We start from the raw sequence: 24415 nt of genomic DNA on the forward strand, positions 1-24415 counted from the left end.
AGAGCGGTTTTGTAGGACAATCCGACCAGAATCGCGACATGTTGCGCGATCTTTGGATCCAGATGTGTCAGCAGGCGACCTGATTCAGCGGTGAAACACAGGTTTGCCAGGCGCTGGTGAAATCACGCAGACGTCCCTGGGGCTGAAAGGTCTGGCGCCAAATTCTGGCCATACCCAACAAATCATCAGGGGCGGGGAGGGGGGTATTCTGTTCTTCCACCAGCAGCCAGGCGATGGCTGTGGCGTAACGCAGGTTGACGGTCAATTCGAGGTGCGGGCCACTCAGAAACGCATGCTGGCTGGCCAGGCCGCGGACCAGGCTTGCACGCTCCGGATCAAGGGCCAGGTAATGGTCCCAAAGGGCCTGGTGGCGGGGCTCGGCAATGCGGTACAGGCCGTGCCCACGGCGGTCATGCAGGGCGGAACCAAGGGCGGACTGGCCGGCGGCAATGCCCAGCAGCAGGGATTCGGCAGTAGCGCTATGACGTCCGAGGTAGATCAATGTCGGACGAATCACATAACGGCACAGTTCGCTGGCAGCGATACCCATAAAACCCTCGCGACCTGAATTGGACGGCGATACCTGAAGGGGGGGCTTGGCAGCAGTGAATCGGCTCAGGCTCGCCGCAAGCGGGTCAAGCCGCTTGAGTTGAAGTGTAGTGTCATATTCGCGCTGTAAAGGCCTGTTTTTAAAATATTTCCAGCGACCAGTTATAACCGTTATATCGGATCGTGCTTAGTCGTTGCGCGGGGGATGGGAAACATCGGGCAATAAAAAGCCCCGCTTTTCAGCAGGGCTTTTGAGGTTTTCAGCCTTTCTGGCGTCTCAGGCAACCAGTGCCTGGCGAGTACGCTCGATCACAGCCTGCAGCGGTTCTGCGCTGGAGTATTGATCCGGGTACAGGCGTTCGCTGTGACGAGCGATGCCGTGTTCGTTGACCAGAGTGAAGCTGAAGCAGCCTTTGCGAGCGGCCATGATCAGGCAGTTCATTGGAGCAAAAGCGTTGGTTAGGGTGCGGATGGCATCCTGAGTGTGGATTTGAGTGGACATAATTGGTGTTCCTACAAGCGACACGGATAAGAACCGTGCAAAGTTAAAACGTTCCAGTGACGACGACCACCATTGGTCGAACGAAGAACCCGACTGGAACAAAGCAGCCAGTTTGAAGCGCTGACAAGTTGGCGCGCTTGGGCTGGCAGGTAGGTACTTAGGAGGGCAGGCAACACATCGAGGGCAAAGGTTCTGGGCCCGGGGTGAAGATCCTGATCAATATGCAGGTTGGTTCGAGCAGAGTAAGCAGGCGGAGCAACACCCTTTGCTTTCGATTCAAAGGTTGTGTCGGCGCAAGATTTACCTGGAAACCATCGAGGTGGTCGATCCCGCTTGCTCGGTGGAGGCTTCCTTTGGGAAGGCTGACCGGGGGATTTGTTCGACCAGAATTGACTTTCAGCTTGGTACTAACGCCGCGGATAGTAACGGATTGAACTGGCCAAGGGAAGTGTGTTGGCAAAAATAATTTCCCGGCAGGTGCCGATCGGGCTGTTTTGCCTTGTAGCCAAGCGGGTGAAGCTGCTGTGCCTGCGATTGCTACGCCTTGTAGCAGAACAAAACCCGACCATCGGGCATCGACCTTGGTAGCAACGCAGCTGTCTAAACACCGGGTTTGCCAAGGCTTATCCCCAGGCATGACCAAAAAACGCGCCGAAAAAGTGCATCGATATAACCGTCGCAAAGGGACTTGTGCACATTAGTTGCGCACTCTGTCACCCCGCTGTCATCTCACGTTCAAGCGTAGTAGCTGCCTGTATCCAAAATTTAAGTCAATGAAAAACATCGCTTTTTTTTACTGGTGAAAAAATCGTCAGTTTGACCGCGAGCCCCATTCCACAGGGCTTTGAGCGGGTTCAGGAGCGGTTGTCCACTGAGTTATCCACAGCTTCTGTGGATTGTCCCGAGCGCTTGCTCTAGGACGGGCGTGCCGGGATATTTTCAGCTTTACCTGTAAGAAAAAGAGAGTAAAGTTGCGCGCCTTCCGATCTGCCCCACAGTGCTTTATGAAGTTTCGCTCAGCCTCTGTTTCCTCTTCCTCCACAGCACCTTCTGTTGCCCCTACCAAGCGCTTTTCCATGCGCGTGGCGGAGTGGCTGTTGGACAGTCCGCACCTGGGCGAAAACCGTAACGTCAAACACATCGCCGGACGTCTTCTCAAGCAACCGGCCCGTGAAGGCGTGGTGGCTGCACAAAGCCGTCTTGGCCAGTTGATGTGCCGCGAATGCGGGAATGCCCGGGACCGTCGGATCGGCCAGGACCTGCTGCGTCAGGCCGCTCGGGCAGGCGATCGCCGCGCTCAACAGGAACTGGGGCTGATCGAAGACTGAGCTGTCCAAGATCTGGCGCCTTGGTTAACCTTCAGGCTTTATCCGAATGCAGGAGTGGCTATGGCAATGGACTTGACCAGCGTATTGCTGGGGCTGGCAGGGGCAGCGTTGCCGTTGCTGGTATTGGCCTGGCAACTTCAGCGTCGGGCCAGCACCACGCAAGCCGATGTCGCGCTGCTGCAAGAACGCCTGGCCATGGCGCAACTGGCGCAGGACGGATTGAATGCTCAGATCGAGTCAATTCGCGATGAAGCGGCTGATCTGACCCAGGCCAACGCCGCCAAACAGGCGGATCTGGCGGCGCTGCGTCGTGAAGTCGAACTGCTGCAGATCGAGCGCGACGACGCCCGTGACGCCGCCCATGCGTGGAATATCGAACGCGCCGGCAAGGAAGCCGAATTGCGCCGTCTGGATGCCCAGGCCGCGTCGCTCAACGCCGAATTGCGCGAGCAACAGGACAGTCATCAGCAACGCCTCAACGACCTGCAAGGTTCGCGGGACGAGTTGCGCGCGCAGTTCGCCGAGCTGGCGGGGAAAATTTTCGATGAGCGCGAGCAGCGTTTTGCCGAAACCAGCCAGCAGCGCCTGGGGCAGTTGCTCGATCCTTTGAAGGAACGCATCCAGTCCTTCGAAAAGCGTGTCGAGGAAAGCTATCAGAACGAGGCGCGTGAGCGTTTCTCCCTGGCCAAGGAGCTGGAGCGCCTGCAACAGCTGAATTTGCGCTTGAGCGATGAAGCCACCAACCTGACCCGCGCCTTGAAAGGGCAGAAGACCCAGGGCAATTGGGGTGAACTGATTCTTGAGCGAGTGCTCGAGCATGCGGGGCTGGAGAAGGGCCGCGAGTACCAGACCCAGGTCAATCTCAAGGGACCGGACGGCGAGCGTTTCCAGCCGGATGTGATCATTTATCTGCCGGGCGACAAGCAGGTGGTGGTCGATTCCAAGGTCAGCCTGACGGCCTATCAGCAATACGTCGCGGCTGAGGACGAGGCCATCGGCCAGATCGCCATCAAGCAGCACGTGCTGTCGTTGCGCAATCACGTCAAAGGCCTGGCCGGCAAGGATTACAAGCGCCTCGATGGCTTGCACAGCCTGGATTTCGTGTTGCTCTTCGTGCCGATCGAGGCGGCGTTTTCTGCCGCGTTGCAGGCTGAGCCGACACTGTTTCAGGAGGCATTCGACCGCAACATCGTGATCGTCAGCCCCACCACGTTGTTGGCGACCCTGCGTGTCATCGACAGCCTGTGGAAACAGGAGCGTCAGAGCCAGAACGCCCGGGAGATCGCCGAGCGGGCCGGGTGGCTGTACGACAAGTTCGTGCTGTTCATTCAGGATCTGGACGAGGTCGGCAATCGCCTTCAGCAACTGGACAAGGCCTACAGCTCGGCACGCAACAAGCTGACAGAGGGGCGTGGCAACCTGGTCAGTCGCAGTGAACAGCTCAAGCTGCTGGGCGCACGGGCGAGCAAGAGCCTGCCGGCGGACTTGCTGGAACGGGCGATGACCGATGTGGATGGATTGGTCGAATTGCCGGAATAGCTGAAAAAGCTTCGCGAGCAGGCTCGCTCCCACAGGTGCCATGTTGTTCGCAGATGTTGTGAGTGATGCAAAACCACTGTGGGAGCGAGCCTGCTCGCGAAAGCACTGGAAGCATCACCGCACAACCCAGTGATTAGAGCGGCAAATACCGGCTCAACAACGCCCGCAATGCCGCCGGTTTCACCGGTTTGGCCAGATAGTCCAGCCCCGCGGCATGCACCTGGTCGACCGTTTCCGGCCGGCCATCGGCGCTGATCACCACCCCCGGAACCGGCTCGCCCATTTGCGTGCGCAACCAGGCCATCAAATCGGTTCCGGTCTCGCCATGATCGAGGTGGTAATCCACCAGCGCCAATTGCGGGCGCACGCCTTCGCCCAGCAGCGCTGCGCACTCCTCGCGATTGCGTGCGGTCCAGACCTGGCAACCCCAGCGGCTGAGCAGGCTGTTCATGCCGATCAGGATGCTGTCCTCGTTGTCGATGCACAGCACCTGCGCCCCATTGAGCAATTTGCCATTGAGCTCGGCGACTTTGACCGGTGCTGCGGTTTGCGCCCGGGCCAGCGGCACGTTGACGCTGAACACGCTGCCTCGCCCCGGCCAGGAGCGTACGCGCAAGGTATGACCGAGCACGCGACATAGCCCGTCGGCAATCGCCAGCCCCAGGCCGAGGCCTTTTTCGGCACGTGTCTGGTGGCTGTCGAGGCGCTTGAACTCTTCGAAAATCACCTGCTGTTTGTCTTCCGGAATACCCGGTCCACGGTCCCAGACTTCCAGGCTCAATCCTTCCTTGTGCCGACGAACCCCCAACAACACCGGCCCTTTGCCGTAGCGGAAAGCGTTGGTCAGGAAGTTCTGCAAAATCCGCCGCAGCAATTTGATGTCGCTGTCGACCCGCAACGTGCTTGCGCGAACCCGGAACTCCAGCCCTTGTTCCTGCGCCAGCACCTTGAACTCGGTACCGAGGGTGTCGAACAGTTCGTTGAGAGCGAACGGCTGGCGATTCGGGTTGATCTTGCCGTTCTCCAGGCGGGAAATGTCCAACAGGTCGCTGATCAAGTCCTCGGCCGAGCGCAGCGAGCTGTCCAGGTGCTCGACCAGTTTCTGCGCCTCGCCCGACAAACCATCGTTCTGGTGGGAGAGGGCGGCGGAGAACAGCCGCGCCGCATTCAACGGTTGCATCAAGTCATGGCTGACGGCCGCGAGGAAGCGGGTCTTCGACTGGTTGGCCGCCTCGGCGGTGCCCTTGGCTTCGGTCAGGGCGACGTTGAGCTGCGACAATTCGTGGGTTCGTTCGGTGACTCGTTGCTCCAGGCCTTCGTTGGCTTCGGTCAGCGCCTGCTCGGCTTCGCGGAACGCGGTGATGTCGGTGAAACTCATGACGAAGCCGCCGCCCGGCATCGGGTTACCGATCAGTTCGATCACCCGGCCGTTGGGGAACAGGCGCTCGGAGGTATGCGCGCGGCCCTGGCGCATCCAGTGCAGGCGGCGCGCGACGTGTACTTCGGCCTCGCCGGGGCCGCACAGTCCACGCTCGGCATTGTGACGGATGATGTCGGCAATCGGCCGGCCGACTCTGATCAGGCCATCCGGGTAGTTGAACAAATCCAGATAGCGACGGTTCCAGGCCACCAGTTTCAGCGACTGGTCGACCACGCTGATGCCCTGGGTGATGTTCTCGATGGCGCCTTGCAGCAAGGCACGGTTGAATTGCAGCACTTCCGAGGCTTCGTCGGCGATGCGCACGACGTCCTCCAGTTGCATCTCCCGCCCTTCAATGGCGGCTTTTACCACTGCGCGGGTCGAAGAAGCACCGAGCACACCGGCCAGCAAGCGTTCGGTATGGGCGATCCATTCACTGTCGGCGTTCTGGTTCGGGTTGAAGCCCTTGCCCTGGCGATAGGCAAAACGGATGAAGCTTTGCCGGGCGCGTTCTTCGCCGACGAAGCGCGCGGCCAATTGCAGCAGGTCGTCGATCTGCACTGAAAGCATCGAGCGTGCGCTGGGGCGGGCACTGATTTCCTGGCCGATGAAGCGGCCCGCCTGCCAGTGCTCGGAAACCCGGGTGCGTGACAGCACCGAGACCCAGGCGAACAGCGTGAAGTTGCCTGCCAGCGATAGCACCACGCCTTGGGTCAACGGAGTGATCGGCAGGTTCAGTGGATTACTGTGCAACCAGGCCAGGCCCGGGAATGTGCTCAGGGACAGACCGAGGCTATTGGCAGCAATCGGCAGGATCAGGGTGTAGAACCACAGGAAGGTGCCTGCGGCGAGGCCGGCGAACACGCCGCGACGGTTGGCCTGTTTCCAGTACAGCGCACCGAGCATGGCGGGGGCCAATTGGGTCACGGCGGCGAAGGCGATCTGGCCGATTGTCGCCAGGCTGGCGGTCGAGCCCAGCAGGCGATAACTGACGTAGGCCAACAGCAGAATGACCACGATGCTGACGCGGCGCACCGACAGCATCCACTGGCGGAACACTTCGAACGGGCGCTCGGCGTTGTTGCGCCGCAGCAGCCACGGCAACAGCATGTCGTTGGACACCATGGTCGACAGCGCCACGCTGGCCACGATCACCATACCGGTGGCCGCCGATGCGCCACCGATAAATGCCAACAGGGCCAGCGCCGGGTGCGCCTGGGCCAGGGGCAGGCTGATGACGAACGAGTCTGGCAACACCGAGCTGGGCAGCATCATCTGCCCGGCCAGTGCGATCGGCACGACAAACAATGCCGCGAGGGCGAGGTAGGCCGGGAATACCCACTTGGCCAGGCGCAGATCCTGGGGCTCGATGTTCTCGACAACGGTCACGTGAAACTGCCGCGGCAGGCAAATGATCGCCATCATCGCCACACCGGTCTGCACCACCATCGACGGCCAGTTGATGGTTTCCTTCCAGTACTGTTCCAGCCGCGGCGCAAGCATGGCCTGGTCGAACAGGTCGTCGAATCCGTCGTACAGGCCGTAGGTCACGAAGGCGCCGACGGCGAGAAACGCGAACAGCTTCACCAATGATTCGAAGGCAATGGCCAGCACCATGCCGCGGTGGTGCTCCGTGGCGTCGAGGTTGCGGGTGCCGAAGACGATGGTGAACAGCGCCAATACCAGCGACACGATCAGCGCGGTGTCCTGGGCGCGGGTGCCCATGGCGTCAGCGCCGGCGCCGATCAGCAGGTTCACGCCGAGCACGATGCCTTTGAGCTGCAGCGCGATGTAGGGCAACACGCCGACCAGGCAAATCAATGCCACCACTACCGCCAATGACTGGGATTTGCCATAGCGCGCAGCGATGAAGTCGGCGATGGAGGTGATGTTCTCCTGTTTGCTGATCATCACCATTTTTTGCAGGACCCACGGCGCGCCGACCAGCAACAGGATCGGTCCGAGGTAGATCGGCAGGAACGACCAGAGCTGTTCGGCGGCCTGGCCCACGGCGCCGAAGAAGGTCCAGCTGGTGCAATAGACCGCCAGCGACAGACTGTACACCCAGGCACGCACTCGCGGCGGCAAGGGCGCGCTGCGACGATCGCCATAGAAGGCGATGGCGAACATGATGGCCATATAGGCCAGGGCGACGGCGGCGATCAGCCCGGTGGACAGCGACATGGGGACTCCAGACAAAAGACTCCCGGGACTCCCGCCCGGACAGACAGTCTCGCACGACCGCCAGCGTTAGTCAGTGTCGACCAAGGTCGTGGCGTGGCGGGGTGTCGCAGGGAAGTTTGCAGTGTCTGGGCTGGCCTCTTCGCGAGCAGGTCGGATCGCCGCACCGTCGCTCCCACAGGGGGCGGCGGACACAGGGCAAATGTGGGAGCGAGCCTGCTCGCGAAGGGGGCTTCACTGATTCAATGCAATCTCAATCAATCGATGCAACTCTTCAACCTCCAGCGGCGCCTCGGCAAACAGGATGCGAAACACCGTCGGCGCGGCGATCAGATTGATCAGCCGATCGACACTGGGCTTGGGCTGATCCGGATAGCGATCCAGAATCGTCTGCAGTTGCCCGCCAATGATGGTCGCGCAATAACTCGGCTTCAGCGCTGCCTGCACGTCGTACAGCATGTTGCGGCCGGGTTCGGAGCTCATCTCGTCCAGGTACTGCTCGGCCCAGGCCCGCACGTCACCGTGAAGACTGCCGGTATTGGCCGGCTCGTTGTCGGGCTGCATGCGGGCGAGGGCGACGTCGGCCAGCAGAGCCGACACGTCGCCCCAGCGTCGATAGATGGTGGATGGCGTGACGCCCGCGCGCGCCGCAATTTGCGGCACCGTCACGCTGGCGCGGTCCTGCTCCTCAAGGAGTTGACGCACGGCCGAATGAATCGACTCTTGAACCCGGGCGCTGCGGCCGCCGGGGCGTAATGTAGGGGCTGTCATCTTGTGTTTCCTGTATTGCGCCGGGTCTTGCGGCTGGCATCCGGTCCTGAAAGCCATGCATCGGACCTTAACACAAAGAATTTGCTTTAAGAGGGATCCAGTAGCACACTCCGCAAAAGCAAAAAATTAGCTTTTGTGGAGTGTGTCCATGCCCGATTCTCCTTCAAATCGTGCCAGCCTGTGGTTTCTGGCAATAACCTTACTCAGTTTTCTGGCGGCTTCCACCGCGCCGACGCCGCTGTATCACCTGTATCAGGAGCAGATGCAGTTTTCGCCAGCGACCCTGGCCCTGATTTTTGCCGTGTACGCCCTCAGCCTGTTGGCAGCGTTGCTGACGGTCGGCTCGCTGTCGGATTACCTGGGGCGCAAGCCGGTGATTTTTACGGCGGTGCTGCTGAACATCCTGGCGATGTTGCTGTTTATATACGCCGACAGTGTCCCGTGGCTGATCAGTGCCCGGGTCCTGCAAGGGTTTGCCACCGGCATGGCGACTGCCGTGTTGAGTGCAACCTTGCTGGACACCGATCGCCAGCAAGGCCCGCTGGTCAATAGTGTCGCGCCCTTGCTCGGCATGGCTCTGGGGGGAATGGGCTGCGGTTTGCTGGCCGAGTTTGCGCCGGCGCCGTTGCACCTGACCTATTGGCTGCTACTTGCTCTGTTCGCGATGCAGGCCGTCTTTGTCTGGCGTTTGCCGGAGAGCGTCACGCGCCAGTCCGGGGCTTGGGCATCATTGCGACCCACCCTGCATGTGCCGGTCCAGGCGCGCGCGACGTTATGGCGGGTGTTGCCGATCAACACGGCGACTTGGGCGCTCGGCGGTTTTTACGCGTCGCTGGCACCTTCATTGGTGCGCACGGCGACGGGTTCGACCTCGAACCTGATTGGCGGGGCGACCGTCGCCGCACTGACGGTGACCGGTGCCCTGATGATTTACACCTTGCGCAATCAGGCGGCGACCAAGGCGCTGCAGCTGGGCGCCAGTTCGTTGCCGGTGGGAGTCGCCCTGATTCTACTGGGCGTGCACAGTGCCAGTTTGCCGCTGTTTTTCCTCGGCACGCTGGTCGCCGGTTGTGGCTTCGGCGCCGGTTTCCTCGGGGCGGTGCGCAGTCTGGTGCCACTGGCCTTGCCCCATGAGCGCGCCGGGTTGATGTCAGCGTATTACGTGCTGAGTTATCTGGCGTTCTGCCTGCCGGCGCTGCTGGCCGGGAACCTGGCGCGGACCTTTGGTCTGGTGGCAACCACCGATGGTTATGGTGCAGTGCTGATGGTGCTGGCCCTCAGTGCAATGGTGGGTTTACTGCGATCACGTTCGGCCAGGGTCTGCGAGGCCAACCGGTAAAATTGAGTTAGCCTTGGCACCCACTCAGCTCACTCGAAGGGTCGTGGCTGAAGCTATATAAGCAATATCGATAAGATATAGAGGTATTACCCGTTATATAGATATTCGATTCAGATCTAACATGGGCTCTACCTCACAAGAGGACAGGAGTTCGCCATGACATGCGCCAATAGCGTCAAACCCGGAATCAAACCGTTCAGTCGCTTGCAGCACCCCCGCGAGGTGATTCGCCAGTTCACCCCCAACTGGTTCGCGGCCACCATGGGCACCGGGGTGCTGGCATTGGCGTTGGCGCAATTGCCGGTCGCCATGCCTGCCTTGCACGCCTTTGCCGAAGCTCTCTGGCTGTTCAATATCGCCCTGTTTCTGCTGTTTACGGCGGTATACACGGCGCGTTGGGTGCTGTTTTTTGACGAAGCACGACGGATCTTCGGCCACTCCACGGTTTCGATGTTTTTCGGCACCATCCCCATGGGCCTGGCAACCATCATCAATGGCTTCCTGGTGTTTGGCCTGCCGCGCTGGGGCGAAGGGGTGATTCACCTCGCCGAGGTGCTGTGGTGGCTGGATGTGGCGATGTCGCTGGCCTGCGGGGTGCTGATTCCCTACATGATGTTCACTCGTCAGGAGCACAGCATCGACCAGATGACCGCTGTCTGGTTGTTGCCGGTGGTTGCGGCAGAAGTGGCGGCCTCCAGTGGGGGCCTGTTGGCGCCGCATCTGGCCGACGCGCATTCGCAACTGGTGGTGCTGGTGACCAGCTACGTGCTCTGGGCCTTTTCCCTGCCGGTGGCCTTCAGCATCCTGACCATTCTGTTGCTGCGCATGGCCCTGCACAAACTGCCCCACGAAAACATGGCCGCCTCGAGCTGGCTGGCCCTTGGCCCGATCGGCACCGGTGCGCTGGGCATGCTGGTACTGGGCGGTGATGCACCGCTGATTTTCGCGGCCAACGGTATGCCGGGAGTCGGTGAGATTGCTGCGGGACTGGGTCTGGTGGCCGGCATCACCCTGTGGGGCTTCGGCCTGTGGTGGATGCTGATGGCGCTACTGATCACTGTGCGCTACCTGCGTGCCGGCATTCCGTTCAATCTTGGCTGGTGGGGCTTCACCTTCCCGTTGGGCGTCTATTCTCTGGCGACGTTGAAACTGGCCAGTACCTTGAACCTGATGTTCTTCAGTGTGTTTGGCTGCGTGTTGGTGGCGTTGCTGGCGGTGATGTGGCTGATCGTCGGCAAGCGCACGGTGCTGGGCGCCTGGCGCGGGGAGCTGTTTGTCTCGCCGTGCATTGCCGGATTGAAGAAATAACCGGCAAAGATTAGGTAATGTGTGGCCTGGATCGACGTTCGATACTCCAATTACAGTATCCAGGCCACTCGCTACCTAACATCAGGGACACATGGAAGATGAGTCACCCCTCACAGTTCACCTTGCTGCGCACCCGGCGCTTCCTGCCGTTCTTCATCACCCAGTCCCTCGGGGCGTTCAACGACAACGTGTTCAAGCAGTCGCTGATCCTGGCCATTTTGTACAAGCTGGCCATCGAAGGTGACCGCTCGATCTGGGTCAATCTGTGTGCGCTGCTGTTTATCCTGCCGTTTTTCCTGTTCTCGGCCCTGGCCGGGCAATTCGGGGAAAAGTTCGCCAAGGACGCGTTGATCCGCCTGATCAAGCTTGGGGAAATCGCCATCATGGCGGTCGGCGCCGTTGGCTTCATGTTCGATCACCTGTCGTTGATGCTGGTGGCGCTGTTCGCCATGGGCACCCACTCGGCGCTGTTCGGGCCGGTGAAGTACTCGATTCTGCCGCAAGCCCTGCATGAAGATGAGCTGGTGGGCGGCAACGGCCTGGTGGAAATGGGCACCTTCCTGGCGATCCTTGCCGGCACCATTGGCGCTGGGGTCATGATGTCTTCGGCGCATTACGCACCGGTAGTGTCCACGGCGATCATCAGCATTGCCGTGCTCGGCTACCTGGCCAGTCGCAGCATTCCCCGGGCGGCGGCCGCCACGCCACAAATGCGTCTGAACTGGAACATTTTCAGCCAGTCCTGGGCCACGTTGAAACTGGGCCTTGGGCAAACGCCGGCGGTATCACGCTCGATTGTCGGCAACTCGTGGTTCTGGTTTGTCGGGGCGATTTATCTGACGCAGATCCCGGCCTATGCCAAGGAGTGGATGCACGGCGACGAAACCGTGGTGACGCTGATTCTGACGGTGTTCTCGGTCGGCATCGCGTTGGGGTCGATGCTGTGTGAGAAATTGTCCGGGCGTAAAGTCGAAATTGGGCTGGTGCCGTTCGGATCGTTCGGCCTGACCGTTTTCGGTCTGTTGCTGTGGTGGCATTCCGGCTCAATACCGGACAGCGCCGCCGGCCATGGCTGGATCGAAATCCTCGGTTTCGGCCACGCCTGGCTGGTACTGCTCGACATCCTCGGCCTGGGCGTTTTCGGTGGTTTCTACATCGTGCCGCTTTACGCACTGATCCAGTCACGTACAGCGGAAAACGAACGGGCGCGGGTGATTGCCGCCAATAACATCCTCAATGCGTTGTTCATGGTGGTGTCGGCGATTGTCTCGATCGTCTTGTTGAGCGTGGCCAAACTGTCGATCCCGCAGCTGTTCCTGGTGGTGTCGTTGCTGAACATCGGCGTCAACGCCTACATCTTCAAGATCGTCCCCGAGTTCACCATGCGCTTCATGATCTGGCTGCTCAGCCATTCCATGTACCGCGTCGAGCACCGCAATCTGGATCTGATTCCCGATGAAGGCGCAGCATTGCTGGTGTGCAATCACGTGTCATTCGTCGATGCCTTGCTGATTGGCGGCTCGGTGCGCCGGCCGATTCGCTTTGTGATGTATTACAAGATCTACAACCTGCCGGTGCTGAACTTCATCTTCCGTACTGCGGGGACGATTCCTATCGCAGGGCGTCATGAAGACATCCAGATCTACGAAAAGGCCTTCACGCGCATTGCCCGGTATCTGAAGGACGGTGAACTGGTGTGCATCTTCCCCGAGGGTAAATTGACCGCCGATGGCGAAATGAATGAGTTCAAAGGCGGGCTGACGCGGATTCTCGAAGAGACGCCGGTGCCGGTGATTCCGCTGGCCTTGCGGGGGTTGTGGGGGAGTTTCTTCAGCCGCGATCCGGGCAAGGGACTGTTTCATCGCCTGTGGTCGCGTGTGACATTGGTGGCAGGGCCGGCGGTGGCGGTTGAAGTGGCGGAGCCGGCGAAGTTGCAGGCGTTGGTTGGGGAGTTGCGCGGGGCTGTCAGATAACGGTTGTTTGAGCGGGCCTCATCGCGAGCAGGCTCACTCCTACAGGGATCGTGGGTGTGGTGAAAATCTCCGACACACCATAAAACCTTGTAGGAGTGAGCCTGCTCGCGATTGGCGGTAGTGGCTTAAGCGCTGACCTTCAGGCCAACCAACCCGGAAATGATCAACGCCACACTCGCCAACCGCACCAGTGCCATGGACTCGCCAAACAGGATGATCCCGGCGATCACCGTGCCCACGGCGCCGACCCCGGTCCAGATCGCATAGGCCGTACCCAGCGGCAATTCCTTCATTGCAAGGCCGAGCAAGCCAAGGCTGATAGCCATGGCCGCAACGGTCAACACAGTGGGGAGCGGGCGGGTGAAACCGTCGGTGTACTTGAGGCCGACGGCCCAGCCGACTTCGAACAGGCCGGCGAAAAACAGAATGATCCAGGACATGAAGACCTCCATCGTCTGACGGGGTCGTCCCCTGATTAATGACTCGATCGAGCCGCGAGGTCGTCCTCGCGATGGGCAATAGAGTGCCCAGCATTAACCCGGGGATCAAGTTTTTGAATCAGTCAGTCGCCTGCTGTGCAGCCATTTCCCGATCCTGCTTTTCACTCATGCGGCGCAAATACGTGGAGAGCAATGCCCCGGAAATGTTGTGCCAGACGCTGAACAATGCGCTGGGCACTGCCGCCAGTGGCGAGAAGTGCGCGCTGGCCAGCGCCGCGCCCAATCCGGAGTTCTGCATGCCGACTTCCAGGGCCAGGGACTTGCGCTGGGCTAGGGGCAACTTGAACAGGCGCCCGGTGAAGTAACCCAGCAGGTAGCCAAAGCTGTTGTGCAGCATGACCACGGCCATGATCAGCAAGCCGGACTCGGCAATCTTCGCCTGGCTGGCGGCCACCACCGCCGTGACGATGATCACGATGCTCACAACCGACACCAGCGGCAACACGTCCACGGCATGCCGAACCTTGTCGCCGAGCACCCGTTGGGCAACCACGCCCAGCACGATCGGCAGCAGCACCACTTGCAAGATCGACCAGAACAACTCCATGAACGACACCGGCAACCAGGCCGAGGCCAGCAGCCAGATCAGGGCTGGGGTCAGCAGCGGGGCGAGGAGGGTGGTGACGGCGGCGATGGCCACCGACAGCGCCAGGTCGCCGCGGGCCAGCCAGGTCATCACGTTCGACGAGGTGCCGCTCGGGCAGCAGCCGACCAGAATCACACCGACGGCGATTTCCGGTGGCAAGTGGAACACCTGGCAGAGCAACCACGCCACGCCCGGCATGATCACGAAATGTGCAACCACGCCCAGGGCCACGCGCCATGGATGGCGAGCGACTTCGGCGAAGTCTTCGAGTTTGAGGGTCAGGCCCATGCCGAACATCACCAGCCCCAACAAGGGCACGATGGCGCCTTTGAGGCCGAGGAACCACGCCGGCTGCAGAAACGCCACGACAGCGAAAATCAGTACCCAGTAAGCGAAAGTGTTGCCGACAAAACGACTCAATGCAGCCAGTGCGCGCATGGCTTGATCCTTTTTTATAAGTAGCATCACTAAACCAATGTAGGAGCGAGCCTGCTCGCGATTGCGGACTGACATTCAACAATGATGCTGACTGACATTCCGCTATCGCGAGCAGGCTCGCTCCTACAATTTGGACATCGCCAGGGTTTAGATGCCTTGCGGAGTCTCTTCGCCGCCCAGCGCTTCAACCAGCGCCGGCAGGAAATCGCCGAAGGTCAGCATCATCAGGGTGAAGCTGGCGTCCAGTTGGCCCAGGGCTTCGTCGCCGCCGTCCTGTTCCGCCTGGTCTTGCAGCAAGTCTTCGAATTTCAGGCGCTTGACCACCATTTTGTCGTCAAGGACGAACGACAGTTTGTCCTGCCAGGCCAGGGACAACTGAGTGACCACTTTGCCGGTGCTCAGGTGCAACTGGATTTCTTCGCTGGTCAGGTCCTGGCGCTTGCAACGCACAATGCCGCCGTCTTCGTGGGTGTCGCGCAGTTCGCACTCGTCCAGCACAAAGAAGTCGTCTGCGGCTTTCTGCGTGGTGACCCACTCGGTCATGGTCGCGGTCGGGGACATTTTCACGGTCAGCGGACGCACCGGTAGGGTACCGATCACTTCGCGCAAGGTCGACAGCAAGTCTTCGGCGCGTTTCGGGCTGGCCGAGTTGACCAGGATCAGGCCCTGTTTCGGCGCGATGGCGGCGAAGGTCGACGAGCGGCGGATAAAGGCGCGAGGCAGGAAGGCCTGGATGATTTCATCCTTGATCTGATCGCGTTCCTTCTTATAGACCTTGCGCATTTGCTCGGCTTCGATCTCTTCGACCTTTTCCTTGACCGCGTCACGCACGACGCTGCCCGGCAATATACGTTCTTCCTTGCGCGCGGACACCAGCAGGAAGTCACCGCTGACATGCACCAGCGGCGCATCTTCGCCTTTGCCGAATGGCGCGACGAAACCGTAGGTGGTCAACTCCTGGCTTGCACATGGGCGCGCCAGTTTGGTGGCCAGTGCAGTTTCCAGCGCCTCGGCATCAACAGGCAGATCTTGGGTCAGGCGATAGATAAGCAGGTTTTTGAACCACATGGGGTGAGTCTCTCCTTTATACAAAGGCGGGCATTATTGTCTTCGCCGTGCCATAGGCCAACCTTTCTCTAAGCCTTTGGAAGGCCTGAGAAAATTATTTTAAAAAGTGCTTGCCAGAGGTTGGGTCGCTCCGTAGAATGCGCGCCACACCGAAGCGAAGGGTGATTAGCTCAGCTGGGAGAGCGTCTGCCTTACAAGCAGAATGTCGGCGGTTCGATCCCGTCATCACCCACCATTCGTTTCAAGTGTTACGCGCAGCGGTAGTTCAGTCGGTTAGAATACCGGCCTGTCACGCCGGGGGTCGCGGGTTCGAGTCCCGTCCGCTGCGCCATATTCGGTAACCTGGAACACTGAACGCCAGGTCACCACGGAAAAGCCCGCTTAGGCGGGTTTTTTTCTGCCTCAAGTTTCACTGTTGTTCCTGTGGGTTGCATCGTTTCACCGGTTTTTAGATTTTTTGAAAAAAACTTCAAATAAATCAACACTTTATAAAAACCTGTGGCATAATGTGCCCCGCAACGAAGGTAAAGGGTGATTAGCTCAGCTGGGAGAGCGTCTGCCTTACAAGCAGAATGTCGGCGGTTCGATCCCGTCATCACCCACCACTTACTTTCAACGCTACGCGCAGCGGTAGTTCAGTCGGTTAGAATACCGGCCTGTCACGCCGGGGGTCGCGGGTTCGAGTCCCGTCCGCTGCGCCATATTCGGTAACCTGGAACACTGAACGCCAGGTCACCACAGAAAGCCCGCCTTGTGCGGGCTTTTTGCTGTCTGGGGTTTGGCTTTCCTCGCGCTCTGCAGGAGCGAGCTAGCTCGCGAAGGTCGTGAACGATAACGCGTAAATTCAGATAGCCAGCGGCGCACGTGGGTTTTTCGCGAGCAAGCTCGCTCCTACACCTACAGTCCGGTGTTGCGCCTGTGTCGGTAGTCGCTGACGGCTTCATACACGGCCTTGCGCAGGCGATTGATCCCGCCGATGGGGCGGTGTGCTTCAACGCCGAACCAGGGATTGAACGACTGGTTGTCGCATTGCAGGTTCAGCGCCGGTGTATCGAAGTCCTGCGCTGGCACTTTGATTCGCGCCACGGTCTCGAAGGGTGCATCGCTTTCGCGCCACTCAATGCTGGTGTCTTCGATCGGCATGTACTTGTTGGCGTCCTGTCGCTGGATTTGCAAGACAAAACAAGCGGGCACCCGATCAGTCGACAACTGTTGATTCAGCGCATTGCGCAGAAAGTTCGGCAGCTTGCGATTCTGTTCCGGCAGGCTGTAGGCCGGGCAATTGTCCGGATCGGGTGCAACCCGGAACTTCGCATTGGCTTCACCGAATTTGTAGGGCGAAACCGAAAAGTATGTCGTCCGGGTTGGGCTTGGCGGGGCTGGGGACAGCGTCGCCAGGGCGATAAACAGGTGGCGAACCTGCCAGGTGCGTGGATCCCGGCCGGGGAAGAAGGCCATCATCTTTTTACCGTCGGCCTGGGCGGCGACGTTCTGACGGTATTCGGCGACATTACTGACAAAGAAGTTCGGGTGGCTGAACATTACAAAGTCCTGTTCGCCTCGCCCCTGCTGATCGCTCAACAGTTGTTTGCCTGGAACATCGAACAGTTTGATCGCCATGCCCCGGGCGTCGCGGATGCTGTCGAACTGCGGGTAGGCATTGCCGTTGGACAGGCGCATCGTCGCTTGCCAGGTTTTTCCCGGTTCGCTGAACACGCCCTGACGCAGCTCGCCTGGCAGTTCCGGCAGCACCTGAACCTCGGCCTTCACGCAGCCGTGGGCCTTGGCGTGGGCATCGCGCAGGTAGCGGGTGCTTTCGCGGTGCTGATCGACGATGCGCACGGCGGTCTGGATGATGTCCTGGGTCATCGCGGCTTCGCCGTCCGCAATCAACTCCTGCGCCGAGACCGGCCCGCGATGCTGCCAGGCAAACCAGGCGCTGGCCAGAGCCCAGCCCAGCACGCCGAGACCCAGCAACCACAGCAACAGCTTGGCAAGGAAGGCGCCCAAGCGCAGCCAGAGAGTTATCAGCATGGGAAAGTCCTTTTGACTGAGGCTGTGATCATGGCAATTGCGCCTCCAGCGGGCCGCCCAACACTTTCAGGTATTCCAGCAGTGCCCAGCGTTCTTGCGGCTGCAACCCGCGGCCGATCACGCCATTGCCGAGTTTGCCAGCACGGAATTCATGACCGCTGTTGTGGTTGCCGGTGATTTGCGTGTCGAACAGAAAAGCGTTGTTGAAGGCTTCGGTGCGATATCCCAGATGCTGTGGGTCGAATTCGAAAGTGCCTTTGTAGAACGTGGTCGCACGCTCATCCTGAGGCGACAGCAATTGATAAATGCTCGGCACCGAACCGTTGTGCAGGAACGGCGCTGTCGCCCATACGCCCGCCAATGGCCTGGCCTTGTACGAACGCAATTCGCGCACGCCGATCGGCAGGCCGAAACCATCCATTTCAGCACGCTCGGCAGGGCCGACATTGGCGTCTTGATACGCACGGTCCTGGACATAGGCGGTGACATAGGCCAGCCCCTTGGCCACGGACATTTTGCTCAGGTCCATTGGTTCGGTGGGTTTTGGCTCCACATCAAGTTTTTCCAGCTCCGCCTGCTTCCATTGCAGCGCAGTCAGGTCGAAGCGGTGGTCGGCGATGTTGTTGGCTGCGCCGGGGTCTGTGCCAATGTATTCCACGGGGATCATTTTCAGGTGCTGAACGTATCGCCCGTCGCCCTGGGTGGTGTGCGGTACGTGACAACCCGCGCAGTTTTCGGCGAACAAGGCGCGCCCCCTTGCTGCCAGAGGTTTGTCGATCGCGCCCAACAGATCTTCCGGCCAGGCTGGAGGCTTGAGTCGTCGCAGGGTTTCTTCGATCAGGTGCAGGTCGCGCACACGGACGCTGGAGGGGTAGCGGGCATCGCCCATCAGTGGCTGGTCGTTCTTGTCGAAGAAGTTCAGCGTGGCGCCGACACCCAACGCTTCGCCGATGTTGCGCGCCATCGGTTGTTTCGCCGAACCGTTCCACTGCACCCACTCGAACGTCCACATGTCCCACAGCTGCGGATAGTCAACGGGGGCATTGGCCACGCGGTAATTGTCGGGGGAGATCGCATCACCGAAGCTGGCGTTGGCGATGCGCCCGAAGGCGTCTGTGCGCCCCGGGCCTTCCTCGGTCGGATAGAGCCCGCGATGGGTGTCGTTCCAGGCCACCTTGAGGAACGTATCCAGTGAGGATTTGAATTCTTTGCGCAACTGTTGATGGCGGGCGTCGTAGTCCTGGCCCAGCACGTTGCGTGCGAAACGTTCGAACTTCCACGGGTTGTAGTAAGTCGAGGCCAGGCTGGCCACCAGTGCCTGTCCGAAACTGCCCCCTTTGAGTGTAGGAACACTGGACGGCAGGACGTGCTGCGCCGAGCCGCCGTCGATACGCACGGCTTGACCCTTGAAGCGCAGTTCACCGGTGTGGCAGGCCGCGCAGGTGACATCCAGAAACACATCCGGGCTCCCCGTATTCTGGTGCCGGGTAAAGCCTGTCGGGAGGTTGCCGGGGTTATTCGGTGTCGGTTTTTGGCCGGGGTCCACCAGGAAACCGAAGCGTGCAAGGTACTCGGGGGTGGCGAAGCGTTGCTGCGAGAAGGGCAGTTCGAGGGCGGTGAACCATTCATAGCGCAGGCCTTTGACCTGAGTGCCCTGGGGTGTGAAGTAATAAGTCTCTCGGTCGGCGGCGCTCCATTGCTCCAGGTAATGCACCTGTTGTGGAGGCGACCAGGCCGGCAATTTCGGGTTGGCGACGTAGTAAAGAACCACGGCCAAGACCAGCCCGAGCAGTACTGCGATGAGTACCAGTAAGCGAAAGAAGAGGCGCAAGATAAACGTCCTTGTCGAATGATCATGCCGTTATGCCCGAGTACCCAAGGTGGGGCAAGAGGCCATTACGCCAGATGTTGTGGGTTCAGGAATCAGTCTGCGTCGGAACAAGATGAAAGAAGCTTCATCAGCCGAATGGTGAAATGCGTTTAAACACCTGAACTTATCAATTGTTTCCGGCTCTCATGCCGGTAGCCATTGGTCGTGGCGGCCTGATAAGCTCGCGGCTTTACTCGATTGCCCTTTAGGCGCATGAACAAGGAAATAGCATGAAACAGCATCGGTTGGCGGCGGCGGTGGCCCTGGTTGGCCTGGTACTCGCGGGTTGTGATTCGCAGACCAGCGTAGAGCTGAAAACTCCGGCGCAAAAAGCTTCCTACGGCATTGGACTGAACATGGGCAAGAGCCTGGCTCAGGAAGGCATGGATGACCTGGATTCCAAAGCTGTAGCCCAGGGCATCGAAGACGCCGTCGGCAAGAAAGAGCAGAAGCTCAAGGACGAAGAACTGGTTGAGGCGTTCGCCGCGCTGCAAAAGCGTGCCGAAGAACGCATGGCCAAGATGAGTGAAGAGTCGGCCGCTGCCGGCAAGAAATTCCTCGAAGAAAACGCCAAGAAAGCCGGCGTGACCACCACCGCTTCGGGCTTGCAGTACGAAGTCGTGCAGAAAGCCGATGGTCCTCAGCCAAAGCCGACTGACGTAGTGACCGTTCACTACACCGGCAAGCTGACCAATGGCACCGTATTCGACAGTTCCGTCGAGCGCGGCAGCCCGATCGATCTGCCGGTCAGCGGTGTGATCCCGGGTTGGGTCGAAGGCCTGCAACTGATGCACGTTGGCGAGAAGTACAAACTGTACATCCCTGCTGATCTGGCTTACGGCGCTCAAAGCCCGAGCCCGGCGATTCCGGCCAACTCGGTGCTGGTATTCGACCTGGAACTGCTGGCCATCAAGGATCCGGCAAAAGCAGACGACGCAGCCAAGTAATCGGCGCCTGCTTCGATAACAACGCCTCGCTCATGCGGGGCGTTGTTGCATCTGGCGTTTGGCACAGGTAAACAAAACGAACAGACGCTCCAGGCCGGAGTCTCAGGCATAGTAGACGTTGGCGTTAGCCGTACAAGTCCGCCAAGTCAATGAAATTATAGGTTTTTTTTGATGGGTAAAAAACGCCCGATCTGAACGCAGGCCTTGTAAAACGGGGCTTGCAGCGCTGAAAAGCAGCTCTGTTCACAAGGTTATCCACAATTTGTGTGGATAACATTTCAACGGGAGGAATCATGAAAGCACCCTGGAATTTCGCTCGTTTCCTGCCGCTGGCCGGACGTCTGCTGGCACGCGGCCGATTGCCGACCCTGTTGTTCGCAGTCGCCAGCAAGGGCGCGAGCCAGGGCAACCGACTAGGCAAACTCAAGGATGACTTGAAGCTGTTGCAGGCACTCTGCCTGGCCTACTGGCGTGGTGAATATCGCGCCATCAGCCCCAGGGCGCTGGTTTCGGTCGTCGCGGGCCTGATGTACTTCCTCAGCCCGGTGGATGCGATCCCGGATTTCATTCCGGTGTTCGGCATGCTCGATGACATCGCGGTATTGGCGTGGCTTATGAAAGTGCTCGACGACGAACTCAATGCCTTTCGCGCCTGGCGCAAACGGCAGGTGCCGGAGAAACTCGCGGTGGTTGAGCGCCTGCCTGATACCCCCGAGCAACTGCAACTTCAAGGTCCGAAAAAACACTGAGTCGATTGCGACCTGTTCACAGATTGATGCCCCCCGCGACCTTGGCCGCTGTTAGGATTACACTTCTAGGGAAAAGTGCTGACTCGCTAAGTGTTGTTGTCCTACGGGGTAGTCATGGATATTCAGATAATTACACGCGAAGGCGAGCCCGAATATGCGGTTCTGCCATGGGCTCAGTATCAGGCGTTACTGAAAGCAGCAGGCATCAAGGAGCAAGCGTCGCCTGAGGCCACGAAGCTTCGGGCGGCAACACCAGACGCGATTCTTCCGGGTCTGGATCAACTACGCAGTTTGCGCGAAGGAAAGGGCATCGCCATCGAGGCGCTGGCCCGCACGGTAGGCATCAGCCCGTCTTACCTGGCCATGATCGAAAGTGGCGAGCGTCTGCCCGACGCCGCGATTCGGCGCAGCCTGGCTTGGGAGTTGACGGTGCCGGGGTGGAGGGATGAATCGTGAGCGTACGCATCAGTCGTCAACATTGGGACGGATTGCTGGGCGAACTGGATCAGGCGCGTCGTCAGCGCCATCTCCTGACTTATCGGGCATTACTGGAACGTTTGCAGTTGCCGACTCCGGCCATGCAAACCCTGACAGCGGCCCTTGAGCATCTGGCGGCGCTGGACGCCAGGGCGGAGCAGCCATTGCGCAGTTCACTGGTGATCAGTCAGGGCGCCAGCCGCTTGCCGCGCACCGGATTCTTTGAGTGTGTCGAGCGTCTCGGACGTTTTTCCGGGCCGTCGGACGGCGTTGCCGCCGCGTCCTGGCATGCTTCGGAAGTGGTGCGGGTATTCGAGTACGAATACCCGGAATCGGCTGAGGCCTGAGTGTTTTTACAACTCAAGGCACGGGCCGGTTACTGGCTCGCGCGCCGATTGTTTCACTGGTCATGGTTTGTCCGTCAGCCACGAGGCTGGCGCTGGCTCGAAGGTCAGTTCGCACGCATGGCCAACCTGGGCGATGTCGGCGCCCAGAGCTTCTATGGGCACATCCTGACGTTTCGCGGCGTCGGCCTCGGTGCTCGTGAGGAGGGCGGGCGTTTGTTGCGCCTGGCGGCGTTGGCGGGCGATGGCAAGGCGGCGTATCAAGTGGGCGTGATCAGCCTGGCCGGGACGGCGAGCAAGGCTCCGGACCCGGTTGAAGCAGTGCGGTTCTGGGAGATTGCAGCGAAGGCCGGGCATCCGTTGGCGGCGATCAAGTTGCAAGAGCTGGCGTCTCGCGAGCCTGACCTATAACCCCAAGGCTGCCGGGTGATAGTTGTGATGTGCTCGACGTGACCGGGCGACGGTTGCGGTCCAGGCCTTCTTGAAGGATATAGGTGGGGATCAAATCGAGATTCAGGTTGTTTGATCTGGCGTCTTCGCTGACAAGCCAGCTCCTACAGGGGGGGGCGTCAGATCAGTCAGCGCTGCCCCGTCAGCCAAACCGCTTTGGGCTCCGGTGCCGCCAGGCTATCAATCACATGCACGCTATACCCTTGCACATTCTTCGCATGGTGCTTGGCCTGTGATGCCATCTCGGCCAACTGGCTCGCATCGAGTTGTTCACAAGCCTGTGGATGCAGATGCACCACCCCGATCGACAGCGACAACAGCGCAAACTCCTGGCGCTGGCCCTGGCGATTCGGTGCGATGAAGCAGCCGGCTTCCAGGTGTTCGCTGCGGTAGAAGCGCCGGCACTGGCTCTGGAAGTCGTCGAGCAACTGGTTCAAACGTTTGCGCCAGTCTTGCGGGCCGAGCACCAGCAGGAAGTCATCACCGCCGATGTGGCCGACAAAGTCGCGAGCCGGGTCGACGCGGTCGTTCAGGCATTGCGCCAGGCACAGCAAGACTTCGTCGCCGCGGCCGTAGCCGTAGATGTCGTTGAAAGGCTTGAAACTGTCGATGTCCACGTAGCAGATCACCGATTCCCGTTGCTGTTGCAGCAGCCGTGTCAGGCATTGCTGGATCGGCACGTTGCCCGGCAGCAAGGTCAGCGGGTTGGCGTAGCGGGCCTGCTGGATCTTCAGTTCGGTAATCAACTTGAGCACGTCAATCACCCGGCCAAGCCCGAGATAGCCGCCATTGAGCGTGATGATGAAATCTTCTTCGATGCGCTGGCGGGCACGGCTGGTGATCAGGCGACTGACCTGTTGCAGTGACTGACTCAGCTCGACGGCGAGGAAGTCATCGCTCATCAAGCGGCTGATCGGTTTGCGGGCGAACAGGTCGGTGGCAAAGGGCTTGAGCAGGACGTCGGAGAGCGAATGACGATGAACAATGCCGCAGGGCTGACTCTGTTCATTCAGGACCGCCAGCGAGTTCAGGTTGGCCTGGCGGCGAAAGGTTTCGAGCACCGTGGCGGTGGGGGTGTCGCGGTTCACCGCGGGTTGCTCGTTGAGCAGGGCGCTGAGGTCACTGCCGTCTTCGCTCAGTACAACGGCGATGCTGTCCTGTCGGGGCATCATTGCCCGGGCATCCCGCGGTGGGTGTTCCTGGGGGCGGCAGAGCAGGTAACCCTGCACCAGGTCCACGCCCATTTTCGGTCAGCACCGTGAGCTCTTCCGGCAGTTCGATACCTTCGGCGATGACTTGCGCCCGCGAGGCCTTGGCGATTTGCAGGATCGAGCCGACGAATTCACGCTTGAGCGCATCCTGATGAATGCCATCAATGAAGTGCCGGTCAATTTTCACGTAATCCGGCCGCAGCTCGGACCACAACCTCAAACTCGAATAGCCCGCCCCCAGATCATCCAGCGCAATCGAAAACCCCATCGCCCGATAGTGATGCAGGGCGGTTTGCAGCAGCTGGAAATCATCCGTTGGCGTTTGTTCAGTCAACTCGATGACCACCTGGCTCGCAGGGATGCCGAAGTCTTGCAGCAGTTGCAAGGTGCGCCCCGGTTGATGGGCCGCTTCAAGCAGGGATTCCGGGGATACGTTAAGGAACAACAAGCCAGGCAATTGCTGTTCATTGAAGCGTCGGCAAGCGCTCTCGCGGCAGGCAATTTCCAGCTCGCTCAGACGTCCGGCCTGACGGGCGACGGCGAACAGGGCGACAGGGGAGTGCAGAGGATTGTTGGACGGGCCGCGACTGAGGGCTTCGTAGCCGAGAATGCGCCGTTCAGAGAGGCTGATGATCGGCTGGAACAGGCTGTGCAAACCGCTTTGAGTCAGGATCGAGCTCAATGCACTCAGCTGTTCGGTTGTGGTCATGGCGATCTCTGGCGATAAAAAAAGGACCGGGCGTGCCCTTGGTAAAGAGCACGCCCGGTCCTTTATTTCACGACAGAACGATGACTGTTTGATGACGCTTCGGGGGCGTTAACATTAAATTG

The 24415-nt window shown here is 59.9% G+C and carries 19 protein-coding genes, 4 tRNA genes and 1 pseudogene; 14 read left to right on the forward strand and 10 right to left on the reverse strand.

The window, feature by feature from the left end:
• Nucleotides 1–67: 67 nt before the first annotated feature.
• Both KGA83_RS08550 and KGA83_RS08555 read right to left on the reverse strand, forming a co-directional pair.
• Complete coding sequence (locus KGA83_RS08550) at nt 68–550, reverse strand: hypothetical protein (RefSeq protein WP_223529454.1); 483 nt, start codon at nt 548–550, stop codon at nt 68–70.
• A 276-nt stretch (nt 551–826) separates the two neighbouring features.
• On the reverse strand, nt 827–1051 hold the full coding sequence (locus tag KGA83_RS08555; protein WP_007898912.1) for a hypothetical protein: 225 nt from the start codon (nt 1049–1051) through the stop codon (nt 827–829).
• Between the two features lie 1004 nt (nt 1052–2055).
• Here KGA83_RS08555 and KGA83_RS08560 point away from each other — a divergent pair.
• Both KGA83_RS08560 and rmuC read left to right on the forward strand, forming a co-directional pair.
• On the forward strand, nt 2056–2379 hold the full coding sequence (locus KGA83_RS08560; protein ID WP_108219018.1) for a hypothetical protein: 324 nt from the start codon (nt 2056–2058) through the stop codon (nt 2377–2379).
• 174 nt (nt 2380–2553) lie between these two features.
• Nucleotides 2554–3918 carry a DNA recombination protein RmuC gene (gene rmuC / locus KGA83_RS08565; RefSeq protein WP_177413297.1) on the forward strand — a complete coding sequence of 455 codons (1365 nt, stop codon included), beginning with the start codon at nt 2554–2556 and terminating at the stop codon, nt 3916–3918.
• A 133-nt stretch (nt 3919–4051) separates the two neighbouring features.
• Here the strand turns inward: rmuC and KGA83_RS08570 are convergent, their stop codons facing one another.
• Nucleotides 4052–7522 (reverse strand): PAS domain-containing hybrid sensor histidine kinase/response regulator, encoded by a 3471-nt coding sequence (locus tag KGA83_RS08570; protein WP_223529455.1) that lies wholly within the window; start codon nt 7520–7522, stop codon nt 4052–4054.
• 231 nt (nt 7523–7753) lie between these two features.
• The gene (locus tag KGA83_RS08575; protein ID WP_223529457.1) at nt 7754–8290 is read right to left on the reverse strand and encodes a TetR/AcrR family transcriptional regulator; all 537 of its coding nucleotides are present in this window, start codon (nt 8288–8290) and stop codon (nt 7754–7756) included.
• Nucleotides 8291–8438: 148 nt separating this feature from the next.
• Between KGA83_RS08575 and KGA83_RS08580 the strand changes: the two genes are divergently transcribed.
• The 3 genes from KGA83_RS08580 (at nt 8439) to KGA83_RS08590 (ending at nt 12910) form a co-directional block, all read left to right on the forward strand.
• Complete coding sequence (locus KGA83_RS08580; protein WP_223529458.1) at nt 8439–9629, forward strand: MFS transporter; 1191 nt, start codon at nt 8439–8441, stop codon at nt 9627–9629.
• Nucleotides 9630–9785: 156 nt separating this feature from the next.
• On the forward strand, nt 9786–10937 hold the full coding sequence (locus tag KGA83_RS08585) for a TDT family transporter (protein ID WP_223529459.1): 1152 nt from the start codon (nt 9786–9788) through the stop codon (nt 10935–10937).
• A gap of 98 nt (nt 10938–11035) precedes the next feature.
• Nucleotides 11036–12910 carry an MFS transporter gene (locus KGA83_RS08590; RefSeq protein WP_108219012.1) on the forward strand — a complete coding sequence of 625 codons (1875 nt, stop codon included), beginning with the start codon at nt 11036–11038 and terminating at the stop codon, nt 12908–12910.
• A 125-nt stretch (nt 12911–13035) separates the two neighbouring features.
• On the opposite strand, the gene sugE is transcribed toward KGA83_RS08590, so the two are convergent.
• The 3 genes from sugE to rdgC all read right to left on the reverse strand — a co-directional run bounded on the left by sugE (nt 13036) and on the right by rdgC (nt 15502).
• Entirely contained in the window at nt 13036–13350 is a 315-nt protein-coding gene (sugE, locus tag KGA83_RS08595) for a quaternary ammonium compound efflux SMR transporter SugE (RefSeq protein WP_007977599.1), read from the reverse strand.
• Nucleotides 13351–13468: 118 nt separating this feature from the next.
• On the reverse strand, nt 13469–14434 hold the full coding sequence (locus tag KGA83_RS08600; RefSeq protein ID WP_108219011.1) for a bile acid:sodium symporter family protein: 966 nt from the start codon (nt 14432–14434) through the stop codon (nt 13469–13471).
• 147 nt (nt 14435–14581) lie between these two features.
• Nucleotides 14582–15502 carry a recombination-associated protein RdgC gene (gene rdgC, locus KGA83_RS08605; protein WP_007969735.1) on the reverse strand — a complete coding sequence of 307 codons (921 nt, stop codon included), beginning with the start codon at nt 15500–15502 and terminating at the stop codon, nt 14582–14584.
• Between the two features lie 159 nt (nt 15503–15661).
• Here rdgC and KGA83_RS08610 point away from each other — a divergent pair.
• The 4 genes from KGA83_RS08610 to KGA83_RS08625 all read left to right on the forward strand — a co-directional run bounded on the left by KGA83_RS08610 (nt 15662) and on the right by KGA83_RS08625 (nt 16203).
• Nucleotides 15662–15737 (forward strand) — tRNA-Val (locus KGA83_RS08610).
• 19 nt (nt 15738–15756) lie between these two features.
• Nucleotides 15757–15833 (forward strand) — tRNA-Asp (locus tag KGA83_RS08615).
• Between the two features lie 198 nt (nt 15834–16031).
• Nucleotides 16032–16107: transfer RNA gene (locus tag KGA83_RS08620), tRNA-Val, on the forward strand.
• Nucleotides 16108–16126: 19 nt separating this feature from the next.
• A tRNA-Asp gene (locus tag KGA83_RS08625) sits at nt 16127–16203 on the forward strand.
• A gap of 196 nt (nt 16204–16399) precedes the next feature.
• Here the strand turns inward: KGA83_RS08625 and KGA83_RS08630 are convergent.
• Nucleotides 16400–17536 carry a catalase family protein gene (locus KGA83_RS08630; RefSeq protein WP_223529460.1) on the reverse strand — a complete coding sequence of 379 codons (1137 nt, stop codon included), beginning with the start codon at nt 17534–17536 and terminating at the stop codon, nt 16400–16402.
• Between the two features lie 28 nt (nt 17537–17564).
• Complete coding sequence (locus KGA83_RS08635) at nt 17565–19367, reverse strand: di-heme-cytochrome C peroxidase (protein ID WP_223529461.1); 1803 nt, start codon at nt 19365–19367, stop codon at nt 17565–17567.
• Between the two features lie 269 nt (nt 19368–19636).
• Between KGA83_RS08635 and KGA83_RS08640 the strand changes: the two genes are divergently transcribed.
• From KGA83_RS08640 to KGA83_RS08660, 5 genes are all read left to right on the forward strand, one after another.
• Nucleotides 19637–20353, forward strand: a complete 717-nt coding sequence (locus KGA83_RS08640) for an FKBP-type peptidyl-prolyl cis-trans isomerase (protein ID WP_108219008.1) — start codon at nt 19637–19639, stop codon at nt 20351–20353.
• 293 nt (nt 20354–20646) lie between these two features.
• Nucleotides 20647–21102: a YkvA family protein gene (locus tag KGA83_RS08645; RefSeq protein ID WP_108219007.1), complete on the forward strand. Its 456-nt coding sequence runs from the start codon at nt 20647–20649 to the stop codon at nt 21100–21102.
• Between the two features lie 114 nt (nt 21103–21216).
• The gene (locus tag KGA83_RS08650; RefSeq protein WP_108219059.1) at nt 21217–21558 is read left to right on the forward strand and encodes a helix-turn-helix transcriptional regulator; all 342 of its coding nucleotides are present in this window, start codon (nt 21217–21219) and stop codon (nt 21556–21558) included.
• A complete protein-coding gene (locus tag KGA83_RS08655) occupies nt 21555–21926 on the forward strand; it encodes a hypothetical protein (RefSeq protein ID WP_007898892.1) in 372 nt (123 codons plus the stop codon). The genes KGA83_RS08650 and KGA83_RS08655 overlap by 4 nt, the downstream gene beginning before the upstream one ends.
• Nucleotides 21927–22334 (forward strand): sel1 repeat family protein, encoded by a 408-nt coding sequence (locus KGA83_RS08660; protein ID WP_223529462.1) that lies wholly within the window; start codon nt 21927–21929, stop codon nt 22332–22334.
• Nucleotides 22335–22501: 167 nt separating this feature from the next.
• On the opposite strand, the pseudogene KGA83_RS08665 reads toward KGA83_RS08660, so the two are convergent.
• Nucleotides 22502–24293 (reverse strand): annotated as a pseudogene (locus KGA83_RS08665) (bifunctional diguanylate cyclase/phosphodiesterase).
• Nucleotides 24294–24415: the final 122 nt, after the last annotated feature.

This window comes from Pseudomonas sp. GL-R-19 (assembly GCF_019956375.1).
Taxonomy (GTDB): Bacteria; Pseudomonadota; Gammaproteobacteria; order Pseudomonadales; family Pseudomonadaceae; genus Aquipseudomonas.